A 22,903-nucleotide genomic window follows, 5' to 3' on the forward strand; every position below is an offset into this window, starting at 1 on the left:
CTATATTTTTTCTGAATTAAGGTCAACATTATGAGGCCCTTTATTGATAATTTTTCCAATCAAAAGCAAAAACAACATTCCTAGTAAAAGATACAATCCTATAAAACCCAGTAAAGTAAACAAGGTATTACCGGACGAAACGGTTGGCGAAGCACCTTCGGCAGTCCGCAATAAATTATAAACCAGCCAGGGCTGTCTTCCTAATTCTGCCGTGTACCAGCCTGTGGTGTTGGCGATGTATGGAAATGGCATCATGAACATCAAAGACCATAAAACCCATTTGGTTTCGAATAACTTCTTTCTAATCAATTGAAAAACAGCAAAAGCCATCAAACCTATGAATATCGTGCCGAGTCCTACCATAATATGATACGCATAATACAAACCGGAAATATTGGTGGGGTGAAGGTCTTCTTCGAACTGGTCTAAACCTTTAATTTCCTGATGCCAGCTTCCGTAAGTCAGAAAACTCAGGATATTAGGAACAGCGATTTTATTGTCCAGTTTTTTATCTTTTACATCGGGCTGACCAATTAAAACAATTTCGGATCCTTCTTTTTCGGTATGAAAAATACCTTCCATTGCGGCAAAAGTTACAGGTTGGTATTTCACAACATTTTTAGCCAGTAAATCTCCCGTTGGAACAGCTACTATCAAACTCGAAATCAATCCGAAAATCACTCCGGTCTTAAGAAACAATTTTCCAAAAGAAACATTCTTTTTACTTAAAATATAAAAAGCCCCAATTCCGGCCACCACAAATGAACTCGTTACCAAAGATGCAGCCTGATTGTGCAAATAAGAAGGCCATAACCACGGATTCAGGAACAAGGCTTTAAAATTCGTGAGAACAAATTTTCCGTTTTCTAATATTTCATAACCTACAGGATTTTGCATCCACGAGTGTGTCGCAATAATTAAGTAGCCACTCGCCCAGGAACCAATACAAATTAATAATCCGGTTACAAAATGCCATTTATGTCCAATTATCTTTTCTCCAAACAAAAAGATCCCAAGAAAGGATGATTCTAAGAAAAAGGAGAACATTCCTTCCATTGCAAGGGTTTGTCCAATGATGCCACCCGTTAGTTCAGAAAATTTTGCCCAGTTGGTTCCAAACTGAAACTCCATTGGGATTCCGGTTACAACGCCCATCGCAAAATTCAGGGCGAAGATTTTCATCCAGAAATGAGTGGCATGATTGTATTGATCGTCTTTAGTTCGTAGGTATTTCCATTTGAAGTAAACAATGATCAGCGAAAGACCCATTGTAAGTTGCGGAAAAAGATAGTGAAAAGTAATAGTGAAGGCGAATTGCATTCGGTCATAAAAAAGCATTTCTTCCATAGCGGTAATTTATTTATGAAGTCCCACAAATTTACCCATTAAAACCCGAAATTCCTGCCTTTAAAAAAAGTTTATCGCCCAATATTTGTTAAACTTTTTAGTGTTTTTGCAACATTTATTTTTTCTGTCGCAAAAATTGTATATTAATTCGTGTTTAGCAGCCAGTTAAGTTCTTTTACTAAAAAAGAAAAAGAATTAACTTACAAATACTTTTATTTTTTTACTTTAGCAAATGCTTGAGAAAGATATAGCAATGAATCAGGATAAACAATGGCACAAACAATTAAACAATTAAGAGAAGACTTATTTTCAGAAACTAACGGAAATAAATTTGACAAAATAAAAAACAAACTTATAAAAGGTTTTTCTGCTGATAGTAGAAGAGAAGTAATTGAAATTTTTATTGAATACTCTAAATCCGGCAGGCTGCTGCATTGGAGAAATTTCCTGCTTACGGATATCATTGCTCTTGTAAAAGAAAATGAAACAGCTTATAGTATTTTTTTTCAATGGACAATTACTAAGCCTGAACTAACCTATTGGGGAATTGACGGGCTTTTAAAAACGCAAGGAGAAGAAGCTTATGAAACCCTAAGCAACTTAGTCCTAAATAAAACTTTAGAAGTAGAAACTCGTGCAAAGGCAATGAAAAGCATTGCTGTTCATAGTAAACAGCCTTTTGACCGAAATTTACCAAAAGATCCAGGTTACTGGAAAATTGAAAACTTAAGGATTGAGGAATTAATACATTGGCAAAATCAAGGTTACAATCAAGGAAATAGTTATAAAGCCCCAAATATTCACCCAAATTTAAAAAACCCTAAAACTGAACTTGAAAAAGCAGTTTATAAACTGAACGATTTACTAGAGAAAGAACGAAAAAACAATCAGGATCTATCAAACCCATCAAATTGGCTTGCTATTGCTGATGAAAGCAAAATAATAGAAATAGAGAAAAAATGGAACTTACCTGAAAATTATCTGTTATTTCTAAAGAACTTCTCCCCCATTAATGTTTTTATTGATGACGATGAAAAATTTTTTCAGGGTTTATCATTGTATGGAGCAGATGATTTAATTAAGAATCAAAATGGATACTCTTTCAATCCGGTAACTGGAGAAAATCTTCAGGAATGGCCATCAAATTATATTGTTATTGCAGATGCAGGTGCTGATCCGTATTGTATTGACATTGGAAACATTACAAATAATGATGCTCCTGTTTATTCTAGTTTTCATGGCGCAGGCGAATGGGAATTTGAAGAATATTCAAAATCATTTATTGATTTTTTAAAAGATATTACTGAGTAAATATTTTACATTTTTTTGCATCATATAAGTGATATAAGTTCATTTTAGTTTTACGCAGATTATGCTTCAAGTTATAATTAGTTATATCACTTATATAGTTAAATTTAATCTTTCTTCAAAATCCCTTTTTCAACACTTTCGTTTATTAATCCTTCGGCGTAATTCCATAACATTTTTGAGCCTTCTTTTATGACACTCTTTTTTTCATACACCTTATTATAGCCCACACCAAACTCTTTCCAGGTTCCGCCATTATTAGAGGTATTTTGCAATAAAGGTTCCAGCCTGTCCATCGATCTGGCAAACTTTGCCTCGTGGGTTTCACCGGCTTCAAATTCTTCCCAAATGGCAATCATTTCCTGAGCCTGCTTTTCCGGAAGTAAACCAAAGATGCGATTGGCAGCCAGTCGTTCTTCATCAGTATTATCGTGATTTTTTTGTAAATCGTATAAAAAAACATCTCCGGCATCGATCTCTACAATATCATGTATCAAAACCATTTTTACCACTTTCAAAACATCAATTGGCTCATTTGAATGTTCTGCCAGAACAATCGCCATTAGAGCCAGATGCCAGCTATGCTCAGCGTCGTTTTCGTTTCGGTCGCTGTTAAACAGCTTTGTTTTTCGCTGAATGTATTTAACCTTATCAATCTCTTTGATAAAAGCAATTTGATTCAATAAATCTTCTGTGTTCATGTCAATGATTTTTGTATTAATCTACTGGGCGCAATTTTATAACACATAGAAACATAGATTTTAAAACTTTAAAAAAGGCGTTTCACTTTACATCAATTCACATAGCTATGTGTGAAGAAACAAGTTTTTTTTTGTCATCTTTATTATTGATAAAAATCTATGTCTCTATGTGTTAAATGTTTTATTCTATATTATTGAAAAAGGATCTCTATTGAATAAGTTCCCATAGCTGTAAAATTACGCAGTTTTTTCTTTTTACCATATAAGTGATATACGTTCATTTTAGCTTTGTGCATAATTATAGTCTACCTTAAATTTACTTATATCACTTATATGCTTAAATTCTTTTTTTTACACAAAAATCAAATTTGTGTAACATTAGTCACCTATTTTAAGCAAAAAGTAGGTTACCTTTGTATTCCCTTATTTTTAGAATACATATCATGAAAATAGAACAAATTTACACCGGATGCCTTGCACAAGGTGCTTATTATATTACTTCAAACGGAGAAGCTGCAATTATTGATCCGTTAAGAGAAATTCAACCTTATCTGGATCGTTTAGAACGTGATGAGGTGAAACTGAAATATATTTTTGAAACGCATTTTCACGCAGATTTTGTTTCAGGTCATATCGATTTAAGCAAAGAAACGCAGGCGCCAATCGTTTACGGGCCCAATGCGGCTTGCGAATTTGATTGTATTTCTGCCAAAGACGGACAGGAATTCAAAGTTGGAAAAATGACGATTAAAGCCTTGCACACTCCGGGGCATACCATGGAAAGCACGACGTATTTACTCATTGACGAAAACGGAAAAGATCACGCTATTTTCTCCGGAGATACTTTGTTTATTGGAGATGTTGGCCGTCCGGATTTAGCTCAAAAAGCGGCCGGAATGACACAAGATCAATTGGCGGGGATTTTATTTCATTCCTTAAGAGATAAAATCATGACGCTGGCCGATGACGTGATCGTTTATCCGGCACATGGTGCGGGAAGCGCCTGCGGAAAAAACATGAGCAAAGAAACCGTCTCGACTATTGGCAATCAAAAAGCAACCAATTATGCTTTGCGCGCCAATATGACCGAAGCTGAATTTATCACGGAAGTTACCGACGGATTATTGCCTCCTCCAGCCTATTTTAGTATGAATGTGGCGATGAACAAAGGTGGCTACGAAAGTTTCGAATCAGTTTTGCATAACGGAATGAAAGCAATTGATGTCAAAGAATTTGAGGCTGTGGCCGAAGAAACCGGAGCGTTAATTCTGGATACCCGAAAAAGTGCCGATTTCCATAAAGGATTTATTCCGCAATCTATCAACATCGGAATTAACGGTGATTTTGCGCCGTGGGTTGGAACTTTAGTTGCCGATGTTAAACAACCTATTATATTAGTAACTGAAATAGGTCTTGAAGAAGAAACGGTAACGCGTTTAAGCCGTGTAGGTTTCGATTCGATCATCGGACATTTAGACGGTGGTTTTGAAGCCTGGGAAAAAGCAGGCTTTGAAGTCGATACGGTGAACCGAATTACAGCACAACAATTTGCAAACGAATTCAAAATCGAAGAAGACAAAGTAATTGACATTCGTAAAGAAAGCGAATACAGCGCAGAACATATCGACGATGCTTACAATAAACCTCTGGCTTTTATCAATGACTGGGTAAAAGACATTGACCCAAATGAGCATTTTTATTTGCATTGTGCCGGTGGATATCGCAGTATGATCGCAGCTTCGATTTTGCAAGCCCGCGGTTTTAGAAACTTTACCGAAATCGAAGGTGGTTTTGGAGCGATTGCAAAAACCAATATTCCAAAATCAGATTTTGTTTGCCAGAGTAAAGTATTAAAGTAAAAAGTAACAAAGGTACAGAGTTACAAAGCGACAAAGGTTTTAGCCTTTGAGCCTTTGAGCCTTTGTACCTCAAAACCTTAAAAAAATGAATCTACTAGAAATTATAAAAGAACCATGGCCTTGGTATGTTGCAGGTCCCCTGATTGGATTAACCGTTCCTGTTTTATTGCTTATCGGAAATAAATCTTTTGGGATTAGTTCGTCGCTTCGTCATATTTGTGCGGCTTGCATTCCGGCAAATATATCTTTCTTTAAATACGACTGGAAAAAAGAAAGCTGGAATTTATTCTTTGTGTTCGGAATTTTTCTTGGTGGTGCGATTGCGGCTTATTTTTTATCTAATCCAAATGATATTCAGATTACTCCGGAACTTTCACAGCAATTAGCGTCTTATGGTATCACAGATCATTCCGGTTTGGTTCCTTCACAACTATTCTCCTGGGAAAGCTTATTGACACTTCGTGGTTTTATTATGATTGTAGTGGGTGGGTTTTTAGTAGGTTTCGGGACGCGTTATGCAGGAGGATGTACAAGCGGACATGCGATTATGGGACTTTCAAATTTGCAATGGCCTTCATTGGTAGCCACTATCTGTTTTATGATTGGCGGTTTTGTCATGTCTCTTTTGATTTTACCTTATATTCTTTCACTTTAAAATTTCAAAAATGAATACTGTAGAAAATAAAAATACGGATACAGAAGGAATCAACGGAAGCCAAATCAAAGATTCAGGATTCTCAAACTTAAAATACCTTATCGTTGGAATCTTTTTTGGGATTGTATTCGTAAAGGCCGAAATCATCAGCTGGTTTCGTATTCAGGAAATGTTTCACCTGCAATCGTTCTTTATGTATGGCGTAATTGGAAGTGCCGTTGCAGTTGGACTTATATCGGTTCAAATCATTAAAAAATTCAATATTAAAACCATTCAGGGAGAAAAAATAGAAATTCAGCCCAAAACGTTCAACAAAGGGCAAATTTACGGCGGATTATTATTTGGTTTTGGATGGGCAATCACCGGAGCTTGTCCCGGACCGCTTTTTGCTCAGATTGGGACTGGAGTTACCGTAATTGTGGTGACTTTAGTAAGTGCTATTTTCGGAACCTGGGTTTATGGTCTGATCAAAGACAAATTGCCTCATTAATATTCTATTTACAGTTTAAGACCTAAAAAATGAGCCACATAACAGAAGAATTAATTTTAAGAAAAGCGGTTATTTCCGAAATCCCTATAATTTGGAGTATCCTGCAGGATGCTATCGAACAAAGACGACAAGACGGAAGTACACAATGGCAGGATGGATATCCCAATGAACTTACGATTGAGAATGACATCAAAAATGGATACGCTTATGTACTTACAGAGAACGAATCGATTTTGTGTTACACCGCTATCATATTTGACAAAGAACCTGCTTACGAAGAAATACAAGGCAAATGGCTCACTGATGGTGATTATGCTGTTGTGCACCGTGTAGCGGCATCAAAACGGGCAAAAGGCAAAGGCATTGCTACAAAACTTTTTAAAAATATAGAAGATATCTGCCTTACAAACCATATACATAGCATAAAAGTAGATACCAATTTTGACAATATTCCGATGCTGAAAATTTTGGAGAAGCTAAATTATACCTATTGCGGGGAAGTTTTTTTTAGAGGATCAGCACGAAAAGCATTCGAAAAAAAGTTAATTTAAATATCGAATTTAAAAATTACAATTAAACCCGACAGGTCTCAAAACCTGTCGGGTTTCTTATTTGGTTACTTGCGTGAGGGATAGAGCTAAGCTACCGAAGTAGCAGCGAAAGCCCGACAGCATCCCGATAAGAGGGCGTATAGGCGCAAAGTAATTTTGCCCTCTTATCGGGATGGTGGCACGCCCTGCTATTAAAACACTAAATTTCTTTTTAAATGCAATATAACCTCCACCCCTATTTCACTCAATTCCGTTTTGTTTCCTTAAGTTTGTTACAGAAATTATAACCGCCAAAAAGAAACCAAAGCAATACGATATGAAACATGCAGAACAGCTTTCGATATTAAAAAACACTGAAAAGTGGGATGTCATTGTAATAGGTGGCGGAGCAAGCGGTCTGGGAACTGCTCTTGATGCTGCAAGCCGGGGGTACAAAACCATTTTGGTCGAAGCTGTCGATTTTGCAAAAGGAACCTCGAGCAGAAGCACAAAATTAGTTCATGGCGGCGTACGTTATTTAGAACAAGGCGACATACATCTGGTACGAGAAGCTTTGAAAGAAAGAGGATTGATGGTGAAAAATGCAGGTCACCTGGTTAAAAACCAATCTTTTGTAATCCCCAACTACAATTGGTGGGGCGGTTCTTTTTACACCATGGGATTAAAAATCTATGATATACTGGCTGGTAGATTAAGTTTAGGAAGTTCCAAATATATTTCGAAGAAAAAAACAATCGAAATGCTCCCTAATGTAGCAGAAAATGGTTTAAAAAGCGGCGTTATATATCATGACGGACAATTTGACGATTCGCGTCTAGCCATTAATATCGCTCAGACGGCGGTTGAAAAAGGAGCCTGTCTTTTAAATTACATGAAAGTTGTTCACTTGTTGAAAGACGACAAGAATCAGGTTATTGGCGTTGAGGTGCAAGATCACGAAACGGGAGACAAATATATTTTAAAAGGTGCTGCGATAATTAATGCTACAGGAGTTTTTACAAATGCCATCATGAAACTCAATGATACTGCTTATAAAAAATATATCGTTCCGAGCCAGGGAATTCATCTGGTGTTTGATAAATCTTTTTTGCCCGGTGATCATGCTTTAATGATTCCCAAAACAAGTGACGGACGGGTTTTATTCGCAGTACCGTGGCATAACCGAATTGTTGTAGGGACTACAGATACTTTAATCAAAAAACAGAGTTTAGAACCTGTTGCCTTAGAAAGCGAAATAGAATTTGTACTCGAAACAGCAAAACGTTTCTTGGCAAAAAAACCAACCAGAGCGGATGTTTTATCTGTTTTTGCGGGTTTACGACCTTTGGCAGCGCCCAAGGAAGAAGGAAAAAGTACGAAAGAAGTTTCCAGAAGCCATAAAATAATCGTTTCAGAAACCGGTTTAATTACCATTACAGGAGGAAAATGGACCACCTATAGAAAAATTGCTGAAGACATTATTAATAAAGCCATTAATACCGGAAAATTACAAAAGAAACCCTGCATCACTGAACATCTCGCCATTCACGGAAATAAAACTACCACGACTCTGGACAGAGAAAACCACTTGTATATCTATGGTTCAGATATTCCTAAAATTATCGAATGGCAACAAAATGATCCTGAATTAAAAGAAAAAGTACATCCGGACCATGAGTTTACAATGGCAGAAGTACTTTGGGCCATTCGCCATGAAATGGCCAGAACGGTAGACGATATTTTAGCCAGACGCGTTCGTTTATTGTTCCTGGATGCCAGAGCCGCTATTCAGTCTTCAGAAAAAGTAGCCCGATTACTTGCCCAGGAACTCGGACATAATGAAGTATGGATCAATAAAGAAATATTAAATTTCAAAAAAATAGCAAAGGGATTTCTATTACCGGAATTTCAATAAGCCTGATTCTCTTTTCTATAAGATAACCAAACCCGACAATAAAAACCTGTCGGGTTTATTTTTTTGAATTCCACAAAGCCAATTCGATTTTAAATAATCGTTAAAGATCAAAAAATCAATATTTTAAATTAAAATAATAAAGTACTTTTATAGTAATTATATAGAGAAGGTCTACTTATAAATTTCCTGTCATTTCAATTAACAAAAAATTAACATGACATTTGTATATACAAATATTAAAAGATATACATTTGTATATACAAATTATACACTTACGACTATGACAATTGAAGAGGTTATAAAAAGTACAGTTAAGATGGATAATGCGAAAAAAGTTATTCTGAATATCATGTACACGCAAAACGTGATTCAGGATCATTTCAACGAGTTGATAAAACCGTATGATTTATCCGGAGAACAATATAATGTGTTACGTATATTAAGAGGACAAAAAGGAAATCCTGCTAATATGTGTGTGATACAGGAACGTATGCTGGCAAAAACGAGCAACACAACACGATTGGTGGACAAATTATTACTGAAGGATTTTGTTACCCGAAATGTTTGCCCCGGCAACAGACGTAAAATAGAAGTTTTAATCACCCAAAAGGGATTAGATGTATTAAAAGAATTGGACCCGAAGGTAGATGAACATGAACGTGCATTTGCTGAGAATATAAGTCCTGAAGAATTAGAATTATTAAATCAGTTATTAGAAAAATACAGAACCCAACAAAATTAATATTTATGAGTACATTATTAGACAATCTGAACTGGAGATACGCAACAAAAAAGTTCGATGCTACCAAAAAAATCTCCTCAGCAGATTTAAATACTTTAAAAGAAGCCGTTAGACTAAGTGCTTCTTCATACGGATTACAACCTTATAAAGTTGTTATCGTAGAAAATCCCGAAATAAGAGAGCAATTAAAAGCTGCTGCTTACGGACAAACTCAAATTACAGATGCTTCTCAGCTGTTTGTTTTTGCAAACGACTTAAATGTTGGAGCAGAATCTGTAGATGCTTACATCAAAAACATTAGCGAAACAAGAGGTGTTCCTGCTGATGCTTTGGCTGGATTTAGCGATATGATGAAAGGTACAATTGCTAACTTATCAAGCGACAATAAAAACATCTGGACTGCAAAACAAACTTATATTGCTTTAGGAACTTTATTAAGCGCTGCTTCTGAATTGAAAATCGATGCCACTCCAATGGAAGGATTTAATGCAGCTGCATTCAACGAAATCTTAGGTTTCGACAAATTAGGCTTAAACGCTTCAGTTATTGCAACTGTGGGGTACAGACATAATGAAGACGATACGCAACATTACAAAAAAGTTAGAAAATCTCACGAAGAATTATTTATCACTATATAATTATTATTAATCCAAAATCAATTTTACAACATGAAAAATTTAAAAACAATTGCATTAGCATTATTCGTAGCAGTAGCCAGCGTTTCAGTAAACGCACAAACTAAAAAAATCGACGTAAAAGCAAGTACTATCAAATGGGTAGGAAAAAAAGTAACCGGAGAGCACTCTGGAACTGTAAACTTTAAAGAAGGGTCTGTAGTTTTCAAAGGAAAAAAATTAACTGGTGGTAGTTTCACTGTTGATATGACTTCATTAACTTCTACAGATTTAACCGGAGAATACCAAGGAAAATTAAACGGTCACTTAAAAGCTGATGATTTCTTTGGAACTGACAAATTCCCAACTGCAAAATTAGTTTTCAAAACTATCGGAGCTAAAGCAACTGACGTTTATACAGTAACTGCTGACTTAACTATCAAAGGAATTACTAAACCTGTAACTTTTGACATCGCTGTAAGCGGGAACACTGCTACAACAGCTTTCAAAGTTGACAGAACTAAATACGATATTAAATACAACTCTGGTAACTTCTTCCAAAACTTAGGAGATAAAACTATCAGTGATGATTTCGAATTAACTGTAGCTTTAAAATTCTAATATTTTAAGACTTACAGCATTCTTATAATACCCAAAGAACCTCAATAGTTACAGAACTATTGGGGTTTCTTTATTTTCAAAAAAATAACATCCTTAATAATGAGATAACCCTTTCGTAACAACATACAGGACTTTGATTAACATTCGGGCTTTAATTTTGGGCTAATAAAAAAACAACCAGAATCAAAATCTCAGCTATGAAAACAAAAGTACGAATTGCAATTATTACTCTTCTCAGCACTTTATTTATACAAGCTCAACAACCTAAGGGAATTATTGGCAACACTAACTGGATGAACAATTGGACCAATTTTAAACCTGCCAATATAGAATACAGCGAAGCCACCAATATCATCGCCGGAAATATTGATAAAGATACCAAACTATACAAACGAAATACATATCAATTAGTAGGGGTTGTTTATGTAACCAATAATGCTACATTATCTATAGAACCGGGAACTGTTATCCGTGGCGATGATAAAACCTGTGGAACTCTTGTTGTAACCAACGGTGCAAAAATTATGGCCGAAGGTCTGGAAACAGATCCAATCGTTTTTACTTCAAACAAGGAAATTACAGAAAGAAAACCTGGTGACTGGGGCGGAATTATTATTCTTGGAAAAGCACCAATAAATACGATTGGCGGCATACACACTTTACCTTTTGATTTAGAACCCATGTTAAACCATTACGGAGGCCAGGATGCCGAAGACAATTCAGGAATTTTAAAATATGTCCGAATTGAATATTCAGGCAGAAAATTAAGTGCAGCAAAAGAACTTAATGGTCTTTCTTTGGCAGGAGTGGGCAGAAAAACAGTTTTAAATAACATTCAGATTAGTTTTTCTAATGATGATTCTTTTGAATGCTACGGAGGAGATTTAAACATGAGCAACCTAATTTCATACCGAACTACAGATGATGATTTCGATTTTACACAAGGTGCTCAAATCAATATTAGCAATAGTATTGCCATTCGTCATCCGTTTTCATCAGACATTTCAGGTTCAAGATGTTTTGAGGTAGATTCTTATGATAAAATTCAAAATACGGATATGAGTAAAAAATTAACCAAAATAAATGCTAACAATATTACCTTGGTTAACTTAGAAGAAAACAATCAGGGATTGGTGAGAGAATCTGTATATGTTAGGGAAAATACTTTCTTTACTTTAACAAATAGTATCATTTCCGGCTTTACTCCTTTTGTATTATTAGAAGGAAATATTGGAAATGGAGATGTTAATTTAGCTAAGATCAGCTTCAAAAATCTAATCGTTAATAATTGTAATGGCGGCATTACTAGCGAAGCAGGTGGAGCAAATCCGTCTCTTCAGAAATTTTACAGTAATCCGGATTTTGAGATTAATTTTACAAGTATCAAAAACAGTGAATTGTTTACAACGCCCAATATTAAAGGAAATCCAGATTTTAGAATGAACCAAAACAACACCATTGCGATTGGAAATTAAACTTTTAAATTCTGTTTACCATTTAAAATTTAACAAATTTTAAATTTTAGAAAAGATTTTTTTTATTTTTTTTGTATTCTAATCCAAATTACATTTATATATTTGTCACATCAAAATAAGATACGAAATCGCCCCTAAAAAAGTTTGTTGTAAAACAAACACCCATAAAGAAAAAGCGATATCCTATCTGACCGATAAAAAACAACTTTGCAGCTATGAAAACAATAATGAACAATACTTGGTGGTGGAAGAATTTACGTCAAACGTCGTGAACAAAGCTTCCTATGGTATTGTAAAACTATAAAATATAAAAGGCTTGTCATCACGACAAGCCTTTTTTTTTGGTCAAAACTTAAATAGAAAATATATAAAACTTAAAAAACAACATACTTTGAAACCTTTTATACTCAACACACATTACAAACAAATTCTGGCAGATACGATTACGCCGGTAAGTATTTATTTTAAAATCAGAGATAAATTTCCCAATAGTTTATTACTGGAAAGTAGTGATTATCACGGAAATGATAATAGTTTCTCTTATATCTGCTGCAACCCGATTGCGACGATTAAGATCGAAAACGAAATTATCTCAAAAACTTTTCCTGACGGAACATCAGAACAAATTTCGATTGGTGCTTCAACCAATATTCCGGAAGTTATTCAGGAATTCTCAAGTCAGTTTCAATCAGAGAAAAATGATTTTAAATTCATTAACAATGGTTTATTCGGATACATTTCTTATGATGCTGTTCGTTATTTCGAGAAAGTTTCGATTGCCAAAAAAGATAATGCTACTTCAATTCCCGATGTATTTTATGCGGTTTACCAAAATATCATTGCTATCAATCACTTTAAAAATGAAGCTTACATTTTTTGTCATAGTGTTGATGGAAGAAACAATATCTCTGAAATCGAGCAATTGTTACAATCAAGAAATATTGCTTCGTACAAATTCACTAAAGAAGGTGAAGGTTTCTCTAACTTAACCGACGAAGAATTCAAACACAATGTTGCTTTAGCCAAAAAACACTGTTTCCGTGGAGATGTTTTTCAATTGGTTTTATCACGTCGTTTTACACAAGGTTTTAAAGGCGATGAATTCAATGTTTACAGAGCTTTAAGAAGCATAAATCCATCTCCGTACTTGTTCTTTTTTGATTATGGAGATTTCAAAATATTCGGGTCTTCGCCCGAAGCGCAAATTATCGTAAAAAACAGAAAAGCCGAAATTCACCCCATCGCCGGAACTTTTAAAAGAACCGGAAATGACGAACGCGACGCCCTTTTAGCCAAAGAACTTTCTGAAGATAAAAAAGAAAACAGTGAACACGTAATGCTTGTTGACTTGGCCAGAAACGATTTAAGCCGAAACGGTCACGATGTAAATGTGGAGAAATACAGGGAAGTTCAGTTTTTCTCGCATGTCATTCACCTGGTTTCTAAAGTAACCGGACATTTACACGATAAAGCTACCACGATGCAGGTTGTAGCAGATACTTTTCCGGCAGGAACTCTAAGCGGAGCACCAAAACACAGAGCGATGCAACTGATTGAAGATTATGAAAAAACAAATCGTAATTTTTACGGCGGCGCAATTGGTTTCATGGATTTTGAAGGCAATTTTAACCACGCCATTATGATCCGGACTTTCCTGAGTAAAAATCATCAACTTCATTGTCAGGCCGGAGCCGGAATCGTTGCCAGTTCTGATGAAGAAAGCGAAATGCAGGAAGTGTACAATAAATTAAGAGCATTGAATACAGCACTGGAAATGGCGGAGAACATATAAGGTTTTCTTTGTTTCAGGTTTCAAGTTCCAGGTTGTTGAAACTTCAAACAGAAAACCTGAAACTAAAAAAACTTGAAACTTGAAACAAAAAATACAAACTATGAAAAATATAATTCCATTTGTTATTACAATCTTATTATTTATTTCTTGTGAAACGAAGAAAGAATCAAATGCAATTCGGTTAGCTGGAACCTGGCGTCTCATATCAGCAGAAACCACTGAAAAAGATTCAACGTTCTCAACTTTCAATCCAAAGACAAAAATGATTAAGATTATAAATGATACGCATTTCGCCTTTTTTAATCATGACTTGAATAACGGAAAAGACAGTACGGCAGCAATATTCTTTGGAGGAGGCGGAAAATATACTTTAAAGGATAGTACGTACACAGAAAATTTAGAGTATTTCAATAACAGACAATGGGAAAATGGCAAATTTGAGTTTACCGTAAAAATTAAAAATGACACGTTAACTCAAAAAGGAATTGAAAAAGTAGAAAAATTAGGCATCAACCGTATTATCACTGAAAAATACGTTCGAGAAAAGTAAAAATTTAGTTTCAGGTTTTCTTTGTTTCAGGTTTCAATTTATAGAACCTGGAAATTAATACAAGGCTATAGTTGAATTGACGAAGCAAACTTGAAACAAAAAAACCTGAAACCTGAAACAAAAAAACAAAATGAAAAAAATATTAGTTATAGACAATTACGATAGTTTTACTTATAATTTAGTGCACTATCTGGAAGATTTGAACTGCGAAGTAACCGTTTACAGAAACGACGAGTTTGAAATTGACGAAATCGCAACTTTTGATAAAATATTACTTTCTCCGGGTCCCGGAATTCCGGATGAAGCAGGTTTGCTAAAAGCGGTAATCGAAAAATATGCCCCAACAAAAAGTATACTTGGCGTTTGTTTAGGACAACAAGCCATTGGAGAAGTTTTTGGAGGAACACTTTCGAACCTTGATAAAGTATACCACGGAGTTGCAACAAATGTAAAAACAGTAGTTTCAGACGAAATTTTGTTCGAAGGTTTAGGCAATGAATTCGAAGTGGGACGTTACCATTCATGGGTGGTTGACAGTAATTTACCGGAAGTTCTTGAAGCCACCTCAATAGACGAAAACGGACAAATTATGTCGCTAAGACACAAAACTTTTGATGTAAGAGGTGTTCAGTTTCACCCGGAAAGTGTTCTTACACCAAACGGGAAAAGAATTTTAGAGAACTGGATAAAGAGCTAGTATTTAGTTTACAGTCTCAGTCACAGTTTAAAGTTTCAGTATTAACTTGAACTGTAAAAAAACTTAGCAACTTAGAACCTTAGCAACTTAAAAATGGAAATAACTATTTTAGAAACTAAAGAAATCAATATTGAAGATATATTGGTTTTGTACAAAGCAAACGAATGGAGTTCAGCTTCTAAACCAAATGAATTGTATAACGGACTTTTGAATTCCGAAACCTTGATTACAGCCTGGGACGAAAAAAAGTTAATTGGATTAGGAAATGCTATTTCCGATGGACATTTAACCGTTTATTATCCGCATTTATTAGTACTTCCGGAGTATCAGGGAAAAGGAATCGGGAAATTGATTATGGACAAAATGCAGGAGAAATACAGTCACTTCCATATGCAAATGCTAACCGCTGACGGAAGATCCGTTGACTTTTATAAAAAGAACGGATTTGAACGTGCCGGAAAAACAGAACCCATGTGGATTTATCAAGGGAATGAACATTAAAAAAGTACACAGTCTCAGTCACAGTTTACAATCTTAGCAACTTAGAGTCTCAGCAACTCAGAACCTTAAAGAAAAAATGAAAAATATATTAAACAAATTAATCAATCACGAAGTGCTTACAAAAGAAGAAGCCAAAAACGTATTGATTAATATCTCAAGTGGTCAATACAATCCGAGTCAGATCTCGGCATTTTTGACCGTATTTATGATGCGAAGTATTACGATTGACGAGCTTTCGGGATTTCGCGAAGCTTTATTAGAATTGTGTGTTCGCGTTGATTTATCAGCTTACAATACGATCGATTTATGCGGAACCGGTGGTGACGGAAAAGACACTTTCAATATCTCCACTTTAGCTTCATTTATTTCTGCCGGAGCGGGAATAAAAGTAGCGAAACACGGAAATTATGGCGTTTCATCGATTTCAGGATCGAGCAACGTGATGGAAAAAATGGGAATCAAATTCAGCAATGATACATCATTTTTAGAAAAATGTATCGACAAAGCCGGAATTTGCGTTTTGCACGCTCCCCTATTTCACCCGGCGATGAAAAATGTTGGACCAATCAGAAAAGAATTAGCTGTAAAAACCTTCTTTAACATGTTGGGACCAATGGTAAATCCGTCATTCCCACAAAATCAATTGGTAGGGGTTTTCAATCTTGAACTGGCCCGAATGTATGCCTATTTATATCAAAACACCGATATCAATTTCACCATCTTACATTCCCTTGACGGCTATGACGAAATCTCTTTAACGGGTCCGACCAAAACGATAACATCACACATGGAAGGAATGTTAAACCCTTTAGATTTTGGTGTCAGGCTTCTATCACAAAGTGAAATCGAAGGCGGAAAAACCATCGAAGAATCAGCAGATATGTTTATCAATATCCTCTCCGGAAAAGGAACTGAAGCACAGAATAATGTAGTTTTAGCCAATGCTGCAATGGCCATTGCAACGGTTACAAAATGTTCTCCACTAGAAGGATTTGAATTAGCGAAAGAAAGTTTATTGTCTGGAAAAGGACATCAGGCACTAAAAAATTTACAAGAACTAAGCAGATAAAAATTGAGTTTCAGGTTTCAGGTTTCAAGTTGTTGGAACGTGAAACCTGAAACCTGAAACAAAACAAACAATGAACATATTAGATAAAATAATTGTAGATAAAAAGCGAGAAGTCATTCTCAAGAAATCAATCATTCCGGTTTCGCAATTGGAAAGTTCAGTATTTTTTGAAAGAGAAACGATTTCCTTAAGTCAAAAACTAAAGACAAGTGCAACGGGAATTATTGCAGAACACAAACGCCGCTCTCCTTCAAAGTCGGTTATCAATCATAATTTCACCGTTGAGGAAGTAGTCAAAGGGTATGAAAATGCAGGCGCTTGCGGAATCTCCGTTTTAACAGACGGGAAGTACTTTGGTGGCTCTCTCGACGATTTACTTTTGGCAAGAGCGAGTGTCAATATTCCGCTACTGCGAAAAGAATTTATTGTCGACGAATATCAAATTCTGGAAGCCAAAGCTTTTGGAGCTGATTTGATTTTATTAATCGCTGCAGTCTTAACTCGCGAAGAAATCAAATCATTATCTGAATTTGCTCAGAAACTTGGTTTAGAAGTTCTACTGGAAGTTCACAATCAGGAAGAATTAGAAAAGTCGATTATGCCAAGTTTAGATATGATTGGGGTCAATAACAGAAACTTAAAAACTTTCGAAGTAAGTTTGGATTTCAGTAAAGAATTAGCATCACAAATTCCGAATGATTTTGTAAAAGTTTCTGAAAGCGGAATTTCATCTATCGAAGCCATTTCAGAACTAAGACCTTACGGTTACAACGGTTTTTTAATTGGAGAAAACTTCATGAAAACCGATAACGCCGGAAAAGCAGCAACAGAATTTATAAACAATTTAAAGGCTTAAAAAGTTTGCCACGAATTTCACTAATTTTCACTAATTCAATTCGTGCTAATTTATGTCATTTGTGACAAAAAGAAATAAAAAAACTTTGCGCCTTCGTGACAAAACAAACACAAAACTTTGCGAACTCAGCGTTTTTTAAATACAATCAAAATATAAAAAACTTAGCGCCCTTTGCGGTAAAAAAAACAGTACAATGAAACTCAAAATATGCGGCATGAAATATCCGGAAAACATTCTCGAAGTAGGCACGCTCCTACCCGATTATATGGGATTTATTTTCTGGGAAAAGTCCGCGAGATACTTTAACGGAACCATTCCGGAATTGATCAAAACCATCAAAAAAGTGGGTGTTTTTGTCGATCAGAGTCAGGAAGAAATTCTGGAAAAAGTAACAAAATACAACTTACAAGCCGTTCAGTTACACGGAAATGAATCTGTTGAATTTTTATCCGAACTAAAAAAGCAATTACCGAAGAAAATTGAAGTCATAAAAGTATTTTCAGCCGATGAAAATTTTGATTTTAAAGTTATAAAACCTTTCGAACCGGTTTCTGATTTTTTTCTGTTTGATACCAAAGGAAAATTACCCGGCGGAAACGGAACCACTTTTGACTGGACGATATTAAAAAAATACAATTCAGATAAACCGTTTTTTTTAAGTGGCGGCATCGGAATTAACGAATTAAAAGCTATCGAAGAAATTTCAAAAACAAATCTTCCTATTTATGCAGTCGATATAAATAGTAAATTTGAAATCGAACCCGGGCTAAAAAACAAAAATCTATTTAGCAATTTCAAACGAAAATTTGATGTTGCCAACTTTTAAAATTGGAATAAAATGAATTTTAACGTCAACGAAAAAGGATATTACGGAGAATTTGGAGGAGCTTACATCCCTGAAATGTTGTATCCAAACGTAGAAGAATTACGCCAGAACTATTTAAAAATAACAAGCGAACCCGATTTTAAAGCCGAGTTTGACCAACTGCTTAAAGATTACGTTGGACGTCCGAGTCCGCTTTATTTTGCAAAACGTCTGTCTGAAAAATACAATACCAAAGTTTACTTAAAAAGAGAAGACTTAAATCATACCGGAGCGCACAAAGTCAACAACACGATTGGACAAATATTAGTAGCAAAGCGTTTGGGTAAAAAGCGAATTATTGCCGAAACCGGAGCTGGTCAGCACGGTGTGGCAACTGCAACAGTTTGTGCCTTAATGGGACTGGAATGTATTGTATATATGGGTGAAATTGACATTGCACGTCAGGCACCAAACGTAGCGCGTATGAAAATGCTGGGCGCTGAGGTTCGTCCGGCACTTTCGGGTTCAAGAACCTTAAAAGATGCCACTAATGAAGCCATTCGTGACTGGATTAATAACCCTGTTGATACACATTACATTATTGGTTCTGCAATTGGGCCACATCCTTATCCCGATATGGTAACACGTTTCCAGAGTGTCATTTCGGAGGAAATAAAATGGCAGTTAAAAGAGAAAGAAGGACGTGAAAATCCTGATTATGTAGTCGCTTGTATTGGTGGCGGAAGTAACGCAGCAGGAACTTATTATCACTTTCTACACGAACCTGAAGTGGGGATTATTGCTGTTGAGGCTGCCGGAAAAGGTGTTGACAGCGGTCATAGTGCCGCAACCAGTAAATTAGGAAAAGTAGGCGTTATTCACGGTTGTAAAACGCTTTTAATGCAAACTCCTGACGGGCAAATTACAGAACCGTATTCAATTTCTGCCGGTTTGGATTATCCCGGAGTTGGTCCAATGCACGCGCATTTGGCACAAACAGGGCGTGGAGAATTTTTCTCAGTTACTGATGATGACGCCATGAACGCAGGCTTACAACTGACTAAATTAGAAGGTATTATTCCTGCAATCGAAAGTGCACATGCTTTTGCCGTTTTAGATCAAAAGAAATTCAAACCAACCGATATTGTGGTAATCAGTCTTTCTGGTCGTGGCGATAAAGATTTAGACAATTATATCGATTATTTTAAATTATAAGATTAATTTGGCGTTCCCTTCGCGCGGGCTTTCGGCTATGTCTTTTGCTTCACTGGCAAAAGGATACCGCCTCAAACGAAGTTCACTGAACTCAAATAATACTAAGTGAAGTAATCCCTAACGCAAAAACAAACAACGAGAAAAATAGCAATTATGGAAAAATTATTCTCTTACGGAACATTAAGATCGAAACAAATTCAAATGCAGCTTTTTAATAAAGTCCTCACGGGAACTCCTGACCAGCTGTTGGGCTATAAACTAAAAAGTCTGCAAATTGAAGAAGAATTTGGAATGGCAGACTATGTTGTAGCGGTAGCCAGCGCAGATTCTTCAGATCCTATACACGGTGTTGCTTTTAATATTTTGGCTTCAGATTTAGCTAAAGTAGATATATTCGAATCTAATGCCTACAAAAGAGTTCAGGTCACTTTGAAATCCGGAACAGCTGCCTGGGTTTATATCGAAAATAAATAATTACAGATCAATAAACGGATACTTAAAAGGTTTCAAAAACCTATTAGGATAACAGAATACTATCAGAAGTAAAAAAAAATGATTCTAGCGGCTGCACAAACACAACCAACACGAGGCGATATTGATGCTAATTTAGCAGATCACTATCGCCTTATAGAATTGGCTGCGCAAAATAAAGCGCAATTAATTGCTTTTCCGGAAATGTCGATGACAGGCTATGAAAGAGAAAATGCTCAGCAATTGGCTTTCAAAAAAGATGATTCGCGTTTGAGTCATCTACAAAAATTAGCAGTCGATCATAATATCATAATTATTGCCGGAGCGCCCATTCAAATAGAATCTGAATTGTTTATTGGAGAATTTATTATTTCTCCGGATCATTCAGTTAAGATTTATACAAAGCAATTCTTGCATAAGGGCGAAGATTCGTTTTTTCACTCTTCTTTTGATTATAATCCGATGCTTGAAATTGAGAATCAAAAGATTTCGTTTGCCATCTGCGCTGACATTGATAATTCGCTGCATCCGGAAAATGCCTCTAAAAAGGAAACTGATATTTATATTGCCAGTATTTTCTTTTCGCCAAACGGAATTCCGAATGCTTACAGAGATTTACAAAACTATGCCCAAAAACATAAAATGAATGTTTTAATGTCAAATTTCAGCGGAGAATCCTGGGGCTCTCCTTCAGCAGGACAAAGTGCTTTTTGGAATACTAAAGGAGAACTTATTGCCCAAATGAAGGATTCAGATTCCGGATTGTTAATTGTAGAAAAGCATACTGATAATTGGACAAGTACCATTATTACCGATTAAAAAAATGCCACAGATTACATGGATTCTCACAGATTAAATCATTAAAATCTTTTTATCCCCATAGCTCAGGAGTGGCAAAAAAAAATAAAAATTATAAAACACCTGGCAGGTTCTTAAAACCTGTTAGGAGAAAAAAAATAAAAACAATGAACAGAATAACTCAAAAATTACAAGAAGATAAAAAGATACTTTCGATCTATTTTTCAGCTGGATATCCGAATCTCAATGATACGGTTCAGATTATTCAGGATTTAGAAAAAAATGGGGTGGATTTAATCGAAATTGGTTTGCCTTTTAGTGATCCTTTGGCAGATGGACCAACAATTCAGGCGAGTTCTACTCAGGCGCTTCATAACGGAATGACCACTCAAATTCTTTTCGATCAGTTGAAAAACATCCGCGAAAGCGTAAAAATTCCGTTGATTATTATGGGATACTTCAATCCAATGCTACAATACGGAGTAGAAGCTTTTTGTGAAAAATGTGCCGAAATTGGAATCGACGGTTTAATTATTCCTGATTTACCGGTTGACGTTTACGCAGATGAATACAAAGCTATTTTTGAAAAACACGGATTAATCAATGTGTTCCTGATTACGCCACAAACTTCAGACGAACGTATTCGCTTTATCGACAGCGTTTCAAACGGATTTATTTATATGGTAAGTTCTGCAAGTGTTACGGGATCTCAATCTGGTTTTGGAAACATCCAGGAGGATTATTTCGAAAGAATTTCAAACATGAACCTGAAAAACCCACAAATTATTGGTTTCGGAATTTCGAACAAGGAAACATTCAATCAGGCAACTAAATTTGCAAAAGGTGCGATTATCGGAAGTGCTTTTATCAAACATTTAAGCGAAAACGGCTCCAAAAAAATTAATGAATTTGTGAGCGCCATTAGATAGTTAGATAACATTCTGTAAAACATATAAATGAATAAGTATAAATGCTCTTTTTTAATTAATCCGAACAAAGGGAAAAGCAAATTTGAAGAATTGGAGCAGCAAGCCTCAGATATCTTTCTTAATTTTATTGAAGACAAAAACTATGGTATAGAAATCAATTCTTTTCAATTTGATATTTATATGGAGAACAAAGTCAATTATGAAATTCAGAAAGATTCTTTGTTTATGGGTTTCGCACATTTATCATCGCATATTGACAAAAAAATCTTTGAAGATGCAGACGAAAGCGGAAAAATCAAATTGCTTCTCAATGCATCATTATTAATGATCAAATATTTGGCTGAAAAAATGGCGCTGCCCAAAACTTTTCAGTCTAAAATTTTCTTTAAAGAATACAAAGCATATCTATCGAAAAGCAAATTTTTAATTCGTCACGATCCAAAAACTATTGTAAAACAATTTGATCCTATCGGATTCAAATTTGTTGTAACAAGCAGTTTAGGAATCAGAGAAGATAAGATCTACTATGATTTAAATGAGATTCAACGTTTTATCCATACAAAGTTAGCCGGGCAGACCTTTGGAACTTCGATAAAGTACTTTTATCTGGGGTATGAAATCTTTGATTTTACACGGGACCATGCCAACTTTATGGAACCTATGATTAATCTGAAAAGATTCGGGAAAAAGTTCAATTACTTATTAATGGTAAAGAAATTTGACTACAACAAGCTGAAAGATTTAGGAGCTAACGATCAGTTCAAAGTTTTAAAAGATACTATTATAGAAGCCATTAATGATGTGGATCAATTAGATAAAAAACCTAAGGATTTCAACAAAGCTAAATTTTTGACTACAATGGAGAAAATTTTGGTTTCTTATGAAAAGAAATTTATAAGTGAAGAATAAGATTTGTAATCCTTATCAAAAATTGCAGAAATTCGTGAATAAAATGTAATTTAC

At 35.4% G+C, this 22,903-nt stretch carries 24 protein-coding genes; 22 read left to right on the top strand and 2 right to left on the bottom strand.

Annotation, left to right across the window (positions count from 1 at the left end; translation table 11 throughout):
- Positions 1–1,347, bottom strand: a complete 1,347-nt coding sequence (locus ACHRWY_RS17210) for a cytochrome ubiquinol oxidase subunit I (RefSeq protein ID WP_395356326.1) — start codon at positions 1,345–1,347, stop codon at positions 1–3.
- 270 nt (positions 1,348–1,617) lie between these two features.
- Between ACHRWY_RS17210 and ACHRWY_RS17215 the strand changes: the two genes are divergently transcribed.
- Positions 1,618–2,658, top strand: a complete 1,041-nt coding sequence (locus tag ACHRWY_RS17215; protein ID WP_395356328.1) for an SMI1/KNR4 family protein — start codon at positions 1,618–1,620, stop codon at positions 2,656–2,658.
- Positions 2,659–2,762: 104 nt separating this feature from the next.
- Here ACHRWY_RS17215 and ACHRWY_RS17220 read toward each other — a convergent pair whose 3' ends face one another.
- Complete coding sequence (locus tag ACHRWY_RS17220; RefSeq protein WP_395356329.1) at positions 2,763–3,356, bottom strand: HD family hydrolase; 594 nt, start codon at positions 3,354–3,356, stop codon at positions 2,763–2,765.
- A gap of 443 nt (positions 3,357–3,799) precedes the next feature.
- On the opposite strand from ACHRWY_RS17220, the gene ACHRWY_RS17225 reads away from it, so the two are divergent.
- The 21 genes from ACHRWY_RS17225 to ACHRWY_RS17325 all read left to right on the top strand — a co-directional run bounded on the left by ACHRWY_RS17225 (position 3,800) and on the right by ACHRWY_RS17325 (position 22,849).
- Entirely contained in the window at positions 3,800–5,215 is a 1,416-nt protein-coding gene (locus ACHRWY_RS17225) for a rhodanese-like domain-containing protein (protein WP_395356330.1), read from the top strand.
- Positions 5,216–5,300: 85 nt separating this feature from the next.
- A complete protein-coding gene (locus ACHRWY_RS17230) occupies positions 5,301–5,870 on the top strand; it encodes a YeeE/YedE family protein (protein ID WP_395356331.1) in 570 nt (189 codons plus the stop codon).
- Between the two features lie 10 nt (positions 5,871–5,880).
- A complete protein-coding gene (locus tag ACHRWY_RS17235) occupies positions 5,881–6,360 on the top strand; it encodes a DUF6691 family protein (protein ID WP_395356332.1) in 480 nt (159 codons plus the stop codon).
- A gap of 29 nt (positions 6,361–6,389) precedes the next feature.
- Complete coding sequence (locus ACHRWY_RS17240) at positions 6,390–6,911, top strand: GNAT family N-acetyltransferase (RefSeq protein WP_395356333.1); 522 nt, start codon at positions 6,390–6,392, stop codon at positions 6,909–6,911.
- Between the two features lie 316 nt (positions 6,912–7,227).
- Positions 7,228–8,805 (top strand): FAD-dependent oxidoreductase, encoded by a 1,578-nt coding sequence (locus tag ACHRWY_RS17245; RefSeq protein ID WP_395356334.1) that lies wholly within the window; start codon positions 7,228–7,230, stop codon positions 8,803–8,805.
- A gap of 280 nt (positions 8,806–9,085) precedes the next feature.
- Positions 9,086–9,547 (top strand): MarR family winged helix-turn-helix transcriptional regulator, encoded by a 462-nt coding sequence (locus ACHRWY_RS17250; RefSeq protein ID WP_089478747.1) that lies wholly within the window; start codon positions 9,086–9,088, stop codon positions 9,545–9,547.
- A gap of 5 nt (positions 9,548–9,552) precedes the next feature.
- Positions 9,553–10,185 (top strand): NAD(P)H-dependent oxidoreductase, encoded by a 633-nt coding sequence (locus ACHRWY_RS17255; RefSeq protein WP_395356335.1) that lies wholly within the window; start codon positions 9,553–9,555, stop codon positions 10,183–10,185.
- A 30-nt stretch (positions 10,186–10,215) separates the two neighbouring features.
- Complete coding sequence (locus tag ACHRWY_RS17260) at positions 10,216–10,782, top strand: YceI family protein (protein ID WP_395356336.1); 567 nt, start codon at positions 10,216–10,218, stop codon at positions 10,780–10,782.
- Between the two features lie 197 nt (positions 10,783–10,979).
- Positions 10,980–12,257, top strand: a complete 1,278-nt coding sequence (locus tag ACHRWY_RS17265; protein WP_395356338.1) for a hypothetical protein — start codon at positions 10,980–10,982, stop codon at positions 12,255–12,257.
- Positions 12,258–12,648: 391 nt separating this feature from the next.
- Complete coding sequence (locus ACHRWY_RS17270) at positions 12,649–14,049, top strand: anthranilate synthase component I family protein (RefSeq protein ID WP_395356339.1); 1,401 nt, start codon at positions 12,649–12,651, stop codon at positions 14,047–14,049.
- Between the two features lie 100 nt (positions 14,050–14,149).
- Positions 14,150–14,599, top strand: a complete 450-nt coding sequence (locus ACHRWY_RS17275; RefSeq protein WP_395356340.1) for a hypothetical protein — start codon at positions 14,150–14,152, stop codon at positions 14,597–14,599.
- Between the two features lie 130 nt (positions 14,600–14,729).
- On the top strand, positions 14,730–15,296 hold the full coding sequence (locus ACHRWY_RS17280; protein WP_395356341.1) for an anthranilate synthase component II: 567 nt from the start codon (positions 14,730–14,732) through the stop codon (positions 15,294–15,296).
- Between the two features lie 93 nt (positions 15,297–15,389).
- Entirely contained in the window at positions 15,390–15,797 is a 408-nt protein-coding gene (locus ACHRWY_RS17285) for a GNAT family N-acetyltransferase (RefSeq protein ID WP_395356342.1), read from the top strand.
- A 76-nt stretch (positions 15,798–15,873) separates the two neighbouring features.
- Positions 15,874–16,866, top strand: a complete 993-nt coding sequence (gene trpD, locus ACHRWY_RS17290; RefSeq protein ID WP_395356343.1) for an anthranilate phosphoribosyltransferase — start codon at positions 15,874–15,876, stop codon at positions 16,864–16,866.
- A 70-nt stretch (positions 16,867–16,936) separates the two neighbouring features.
- A complete protein-coding gene (trpC, locus tag ACHRWY_RS17295; protein ID WP_395356344.1) occupies positions 16,937–17,722 on the top strand; it encodes an indole-3-glycerol phosphate synthase TrpC in 786 nt (261 codons plus the stop codon).
- A 193-nt stretch (positions 17,723–17,915) separates the two neighbouring features.
- Entirely contained in the window at positions 17,916–18,548 is a 633-nt protein-coding gene (locus ACHRWY_RS17300; RefSeq protein ID WP_395356346.1) for a phosphoribosylanthranilate isomerase, read from the top strand.
- 12 nt (positions 18,549–18,560) lie between these two features.
- Positions 18,561–19,742 (top strand): tryptophan synthase subunit beta, encoded by a 1,182-nt coding sequence (gene trpB, locus ACHRWY_RS17305; protein ID WP_056195987.1) that lies wholly within the window; start codon positions 18,561–18,563, stop codon positions 19,740–19,742.
- 153 nt (positions 19,743–19,895) lie between these two features.
- Complete coding sequence (locus ACHRWY_RS17310) at positions 19,896–20,216, top strand: gamma-glutamylcyclotransferase family protein (RefSeq protein WP_395356347.1); 321 nt, start codon at positions 19,896–19,898, stop codon at positions 20,214–20,216.
- 78 nt (positions 20,217–20,294) lie between these two features.
- Positions 20,295–21,032, top strand: a complete 738-nt coding sequence (locus ACHRWY_RS17315) for a carbon-nitrogen hydrolase family protein (RefSeq protein ID WP_395356348.1) — start codon at positions 20,295–20,297, stop codon at positions 21,030–21,032.
- Between the two features lie 146 nt (positions 21,033–21,178).
- Entirely contained in the window at positions 21,179–21,940 is a 762-nt protein-coding gene (trpA, locus tag ACHRWY_RS17320) for a tryptophan synthase subunit alpha (RefSeq protein ID WP_395356350.1), read from the top strand.
- A gap of 27 nt (positions 21,941–21,967) precedes the next feature.
- Complete coding sequence (locus tag ACHRWY_RS17325) at positions 21,968–22,849, top strand: hypothetical protein (RefSeq protein WP_395356352.1); 882 nt, start codon at positions 21,968–21,970, stop codon at positions 22,847–22,849.
- The last annotated feature ends 54 nt before the right edge of the window (positions 22,850–22,903 follow it).

Origin of the sequence: Flavobacterium sp. FlaQc-48 (assembly GCF_044007335.1) — a bacterium.
In the GTDB taxonomy this organism is placed as follows: Bacteria; Bacteroidota; Bacteroidia; order Flavobacteriales; family Flavobacteriaceae; genus Flavobacterium.

Excerpts from the sequence above, each read along its gene's own strand:
- ACHRWY_RS17275 (WP_395356340.1), top strand. The coding sequence starts at position 14,150 with ATGAAAAATATAATTCCATTTGTTATTACAATCTTATTATTTATTTCT.
- trpC (WP_395356344.1), top strand. The coding sequence starts at position 16,937 with ATGAACATATTAGATAAAATAATTGTAGATAAAAAGCGAGAAGTCATT.
- ACHRWY_RS17220 (WP_395356329.1), bottom strand. The coding sequence starts at position 3,356 with ATGAACACAGAAGATTTATTGAATCAAATTGCTTTTATCAAAGAGATT.
- trpD (WP_395356343.1), top strand. The coding sequence starts at position 15,874 with ATGAAAAATATATTAAACAAATTAATCAATCACGAAGTGCTTACAAAA.
- ACHRWY_RS17260 (WP_395356336.1), top strand. The coding sequence starts at position 10,216 with ATGAAAAATTTAAAAACAATTGCATTAGCATTATTCGTAGCAGTAGCC.
- ACHRWY_RS17310 (WP_395356347.1), top strand. The coding sequence starts at position 19,896 with ATGGAAAAATTATTCTCTTACGGAACATTAAGATCGAAACAAATTCAA.
- trpA (WP_395356350.1), top strand. The coding sequence starts at position 21,179 with ATGAACAGAATAACTCAAAAATTACAAGAAGATAAAAAGATACTTTCG.
- ACHRWY_RS17210 (WP_395356326.1), bottom strand. The coding sequence starts at position 1,347 with ATGGAAGAAATGCTTTTTTATGACCGAATGCAATTCGCCTTCACTATT.
- ACHRWY_RS17225 (WP_395356330.1), top strand. The coding sequence starts at position 3,800 with ATGAAAATAGAACAAATTTACACCGGATGCCTTGCACAAGGTGCTTAT.
- ACHRWY_RS17250 (WP_089478747.1), top strand. The coding sequence starts at position 9,086 with ATGACAATTGAAGAGGTTATAAAAAGTACAGTTAAGATGGATAATGCG.
- ACHRWY_RS17315 (WP_395356348.1), top strand. The coding sequence starts at position 20,295 with ATGATTCTAGCGGCTGCACAAACACAACCAACACGAGGCGATATTGAT.
- ACHRWY_RS17255 (WP_395356335.1), top strand. The coding sequence starts at position 9,553 with ATGAGTACATTATTAGACAATCTGAACTGGAGATACGCAACAAAAAAG.
- ACHRWY_RS17245 (WP_395356334.1), top strand. The coding sequence starts at position 7,228 with ATGAAACATGCAGAACAGCTTTCGATATTAAAAAACACTGAAAAGTGG.
- ACHRWY_RS17300 (WP_395356346.1), top strand. The coding sequence starts at position 17,916 with ATGAAACTCAAAATATGCGGCATGAAATATCCGGAAAACATTCTCGAA.
- ACHRWY_RS17325 (WP_395356352.1), top strand. The coding sequence starts at position 21,968 with ATGAATAAGTATAAATGCTCTTTTTTAATTAATCCGAACAAAGGGAAA.
- ACHRWY_RS17265 (WP_395356338.1), top strand. The coding sequence starts at position 10,980 with ATGAAAACAAAAGTACGAATTGCAATTATTACTCTTCTCAGCACTTTA.
- ACHRWY_RS17235 (WP_395356332.1), top strand. The coding sequence starts at position 5,881 with ATGAATACTGTAGAAAATAAAAATACGGATACAGAAGGAATCAACGGA.
- ACHRWY_RS17285 (WP_395356342.1), top strand. The coding sequence starts at position 15,390 with ATGGAAATAACTATTTTAGAAACTAAAGAAATCAATATTGAAGATATA.
- ACHRWY_RS17215 (WP_395356328.1), top strand. The coding sequence starts at position 1,618 with ATGGCACAAACAATTAAACAATTAAGAGAAGACTTATTTTCAGAAACT.
- trpB (WP_056195987.1), top strand. The coding sequence starts at position 18,561 with ATGAATTTTAACGTCAACGAAAAAGGATATTACGGAGAATTTGGAGGA.
- ACHRWY_RS17230 (WP_395356331.1), top strand. The coding sequence starts at position 5,301 with ATGAATCTACTAGAAATTATAAAAGAACCATGGCCTTGGTATGTTGCA.
- ACHRWY_RS17280 (WP_395356341.1), top strand. The coding sequence starts at position 14,730 with ATGAAAAAAATATTAGTTATAGACAATTACGATAGTTTTACTTATAAT.
- ACHRWY_RS17240 (WP_395356333.1), top strand. The coding sequence starts at position 6,390 with ATGAGCCACATAACAGAAGAATTAATTTTAAGAAAAGCGGTTATTTCC.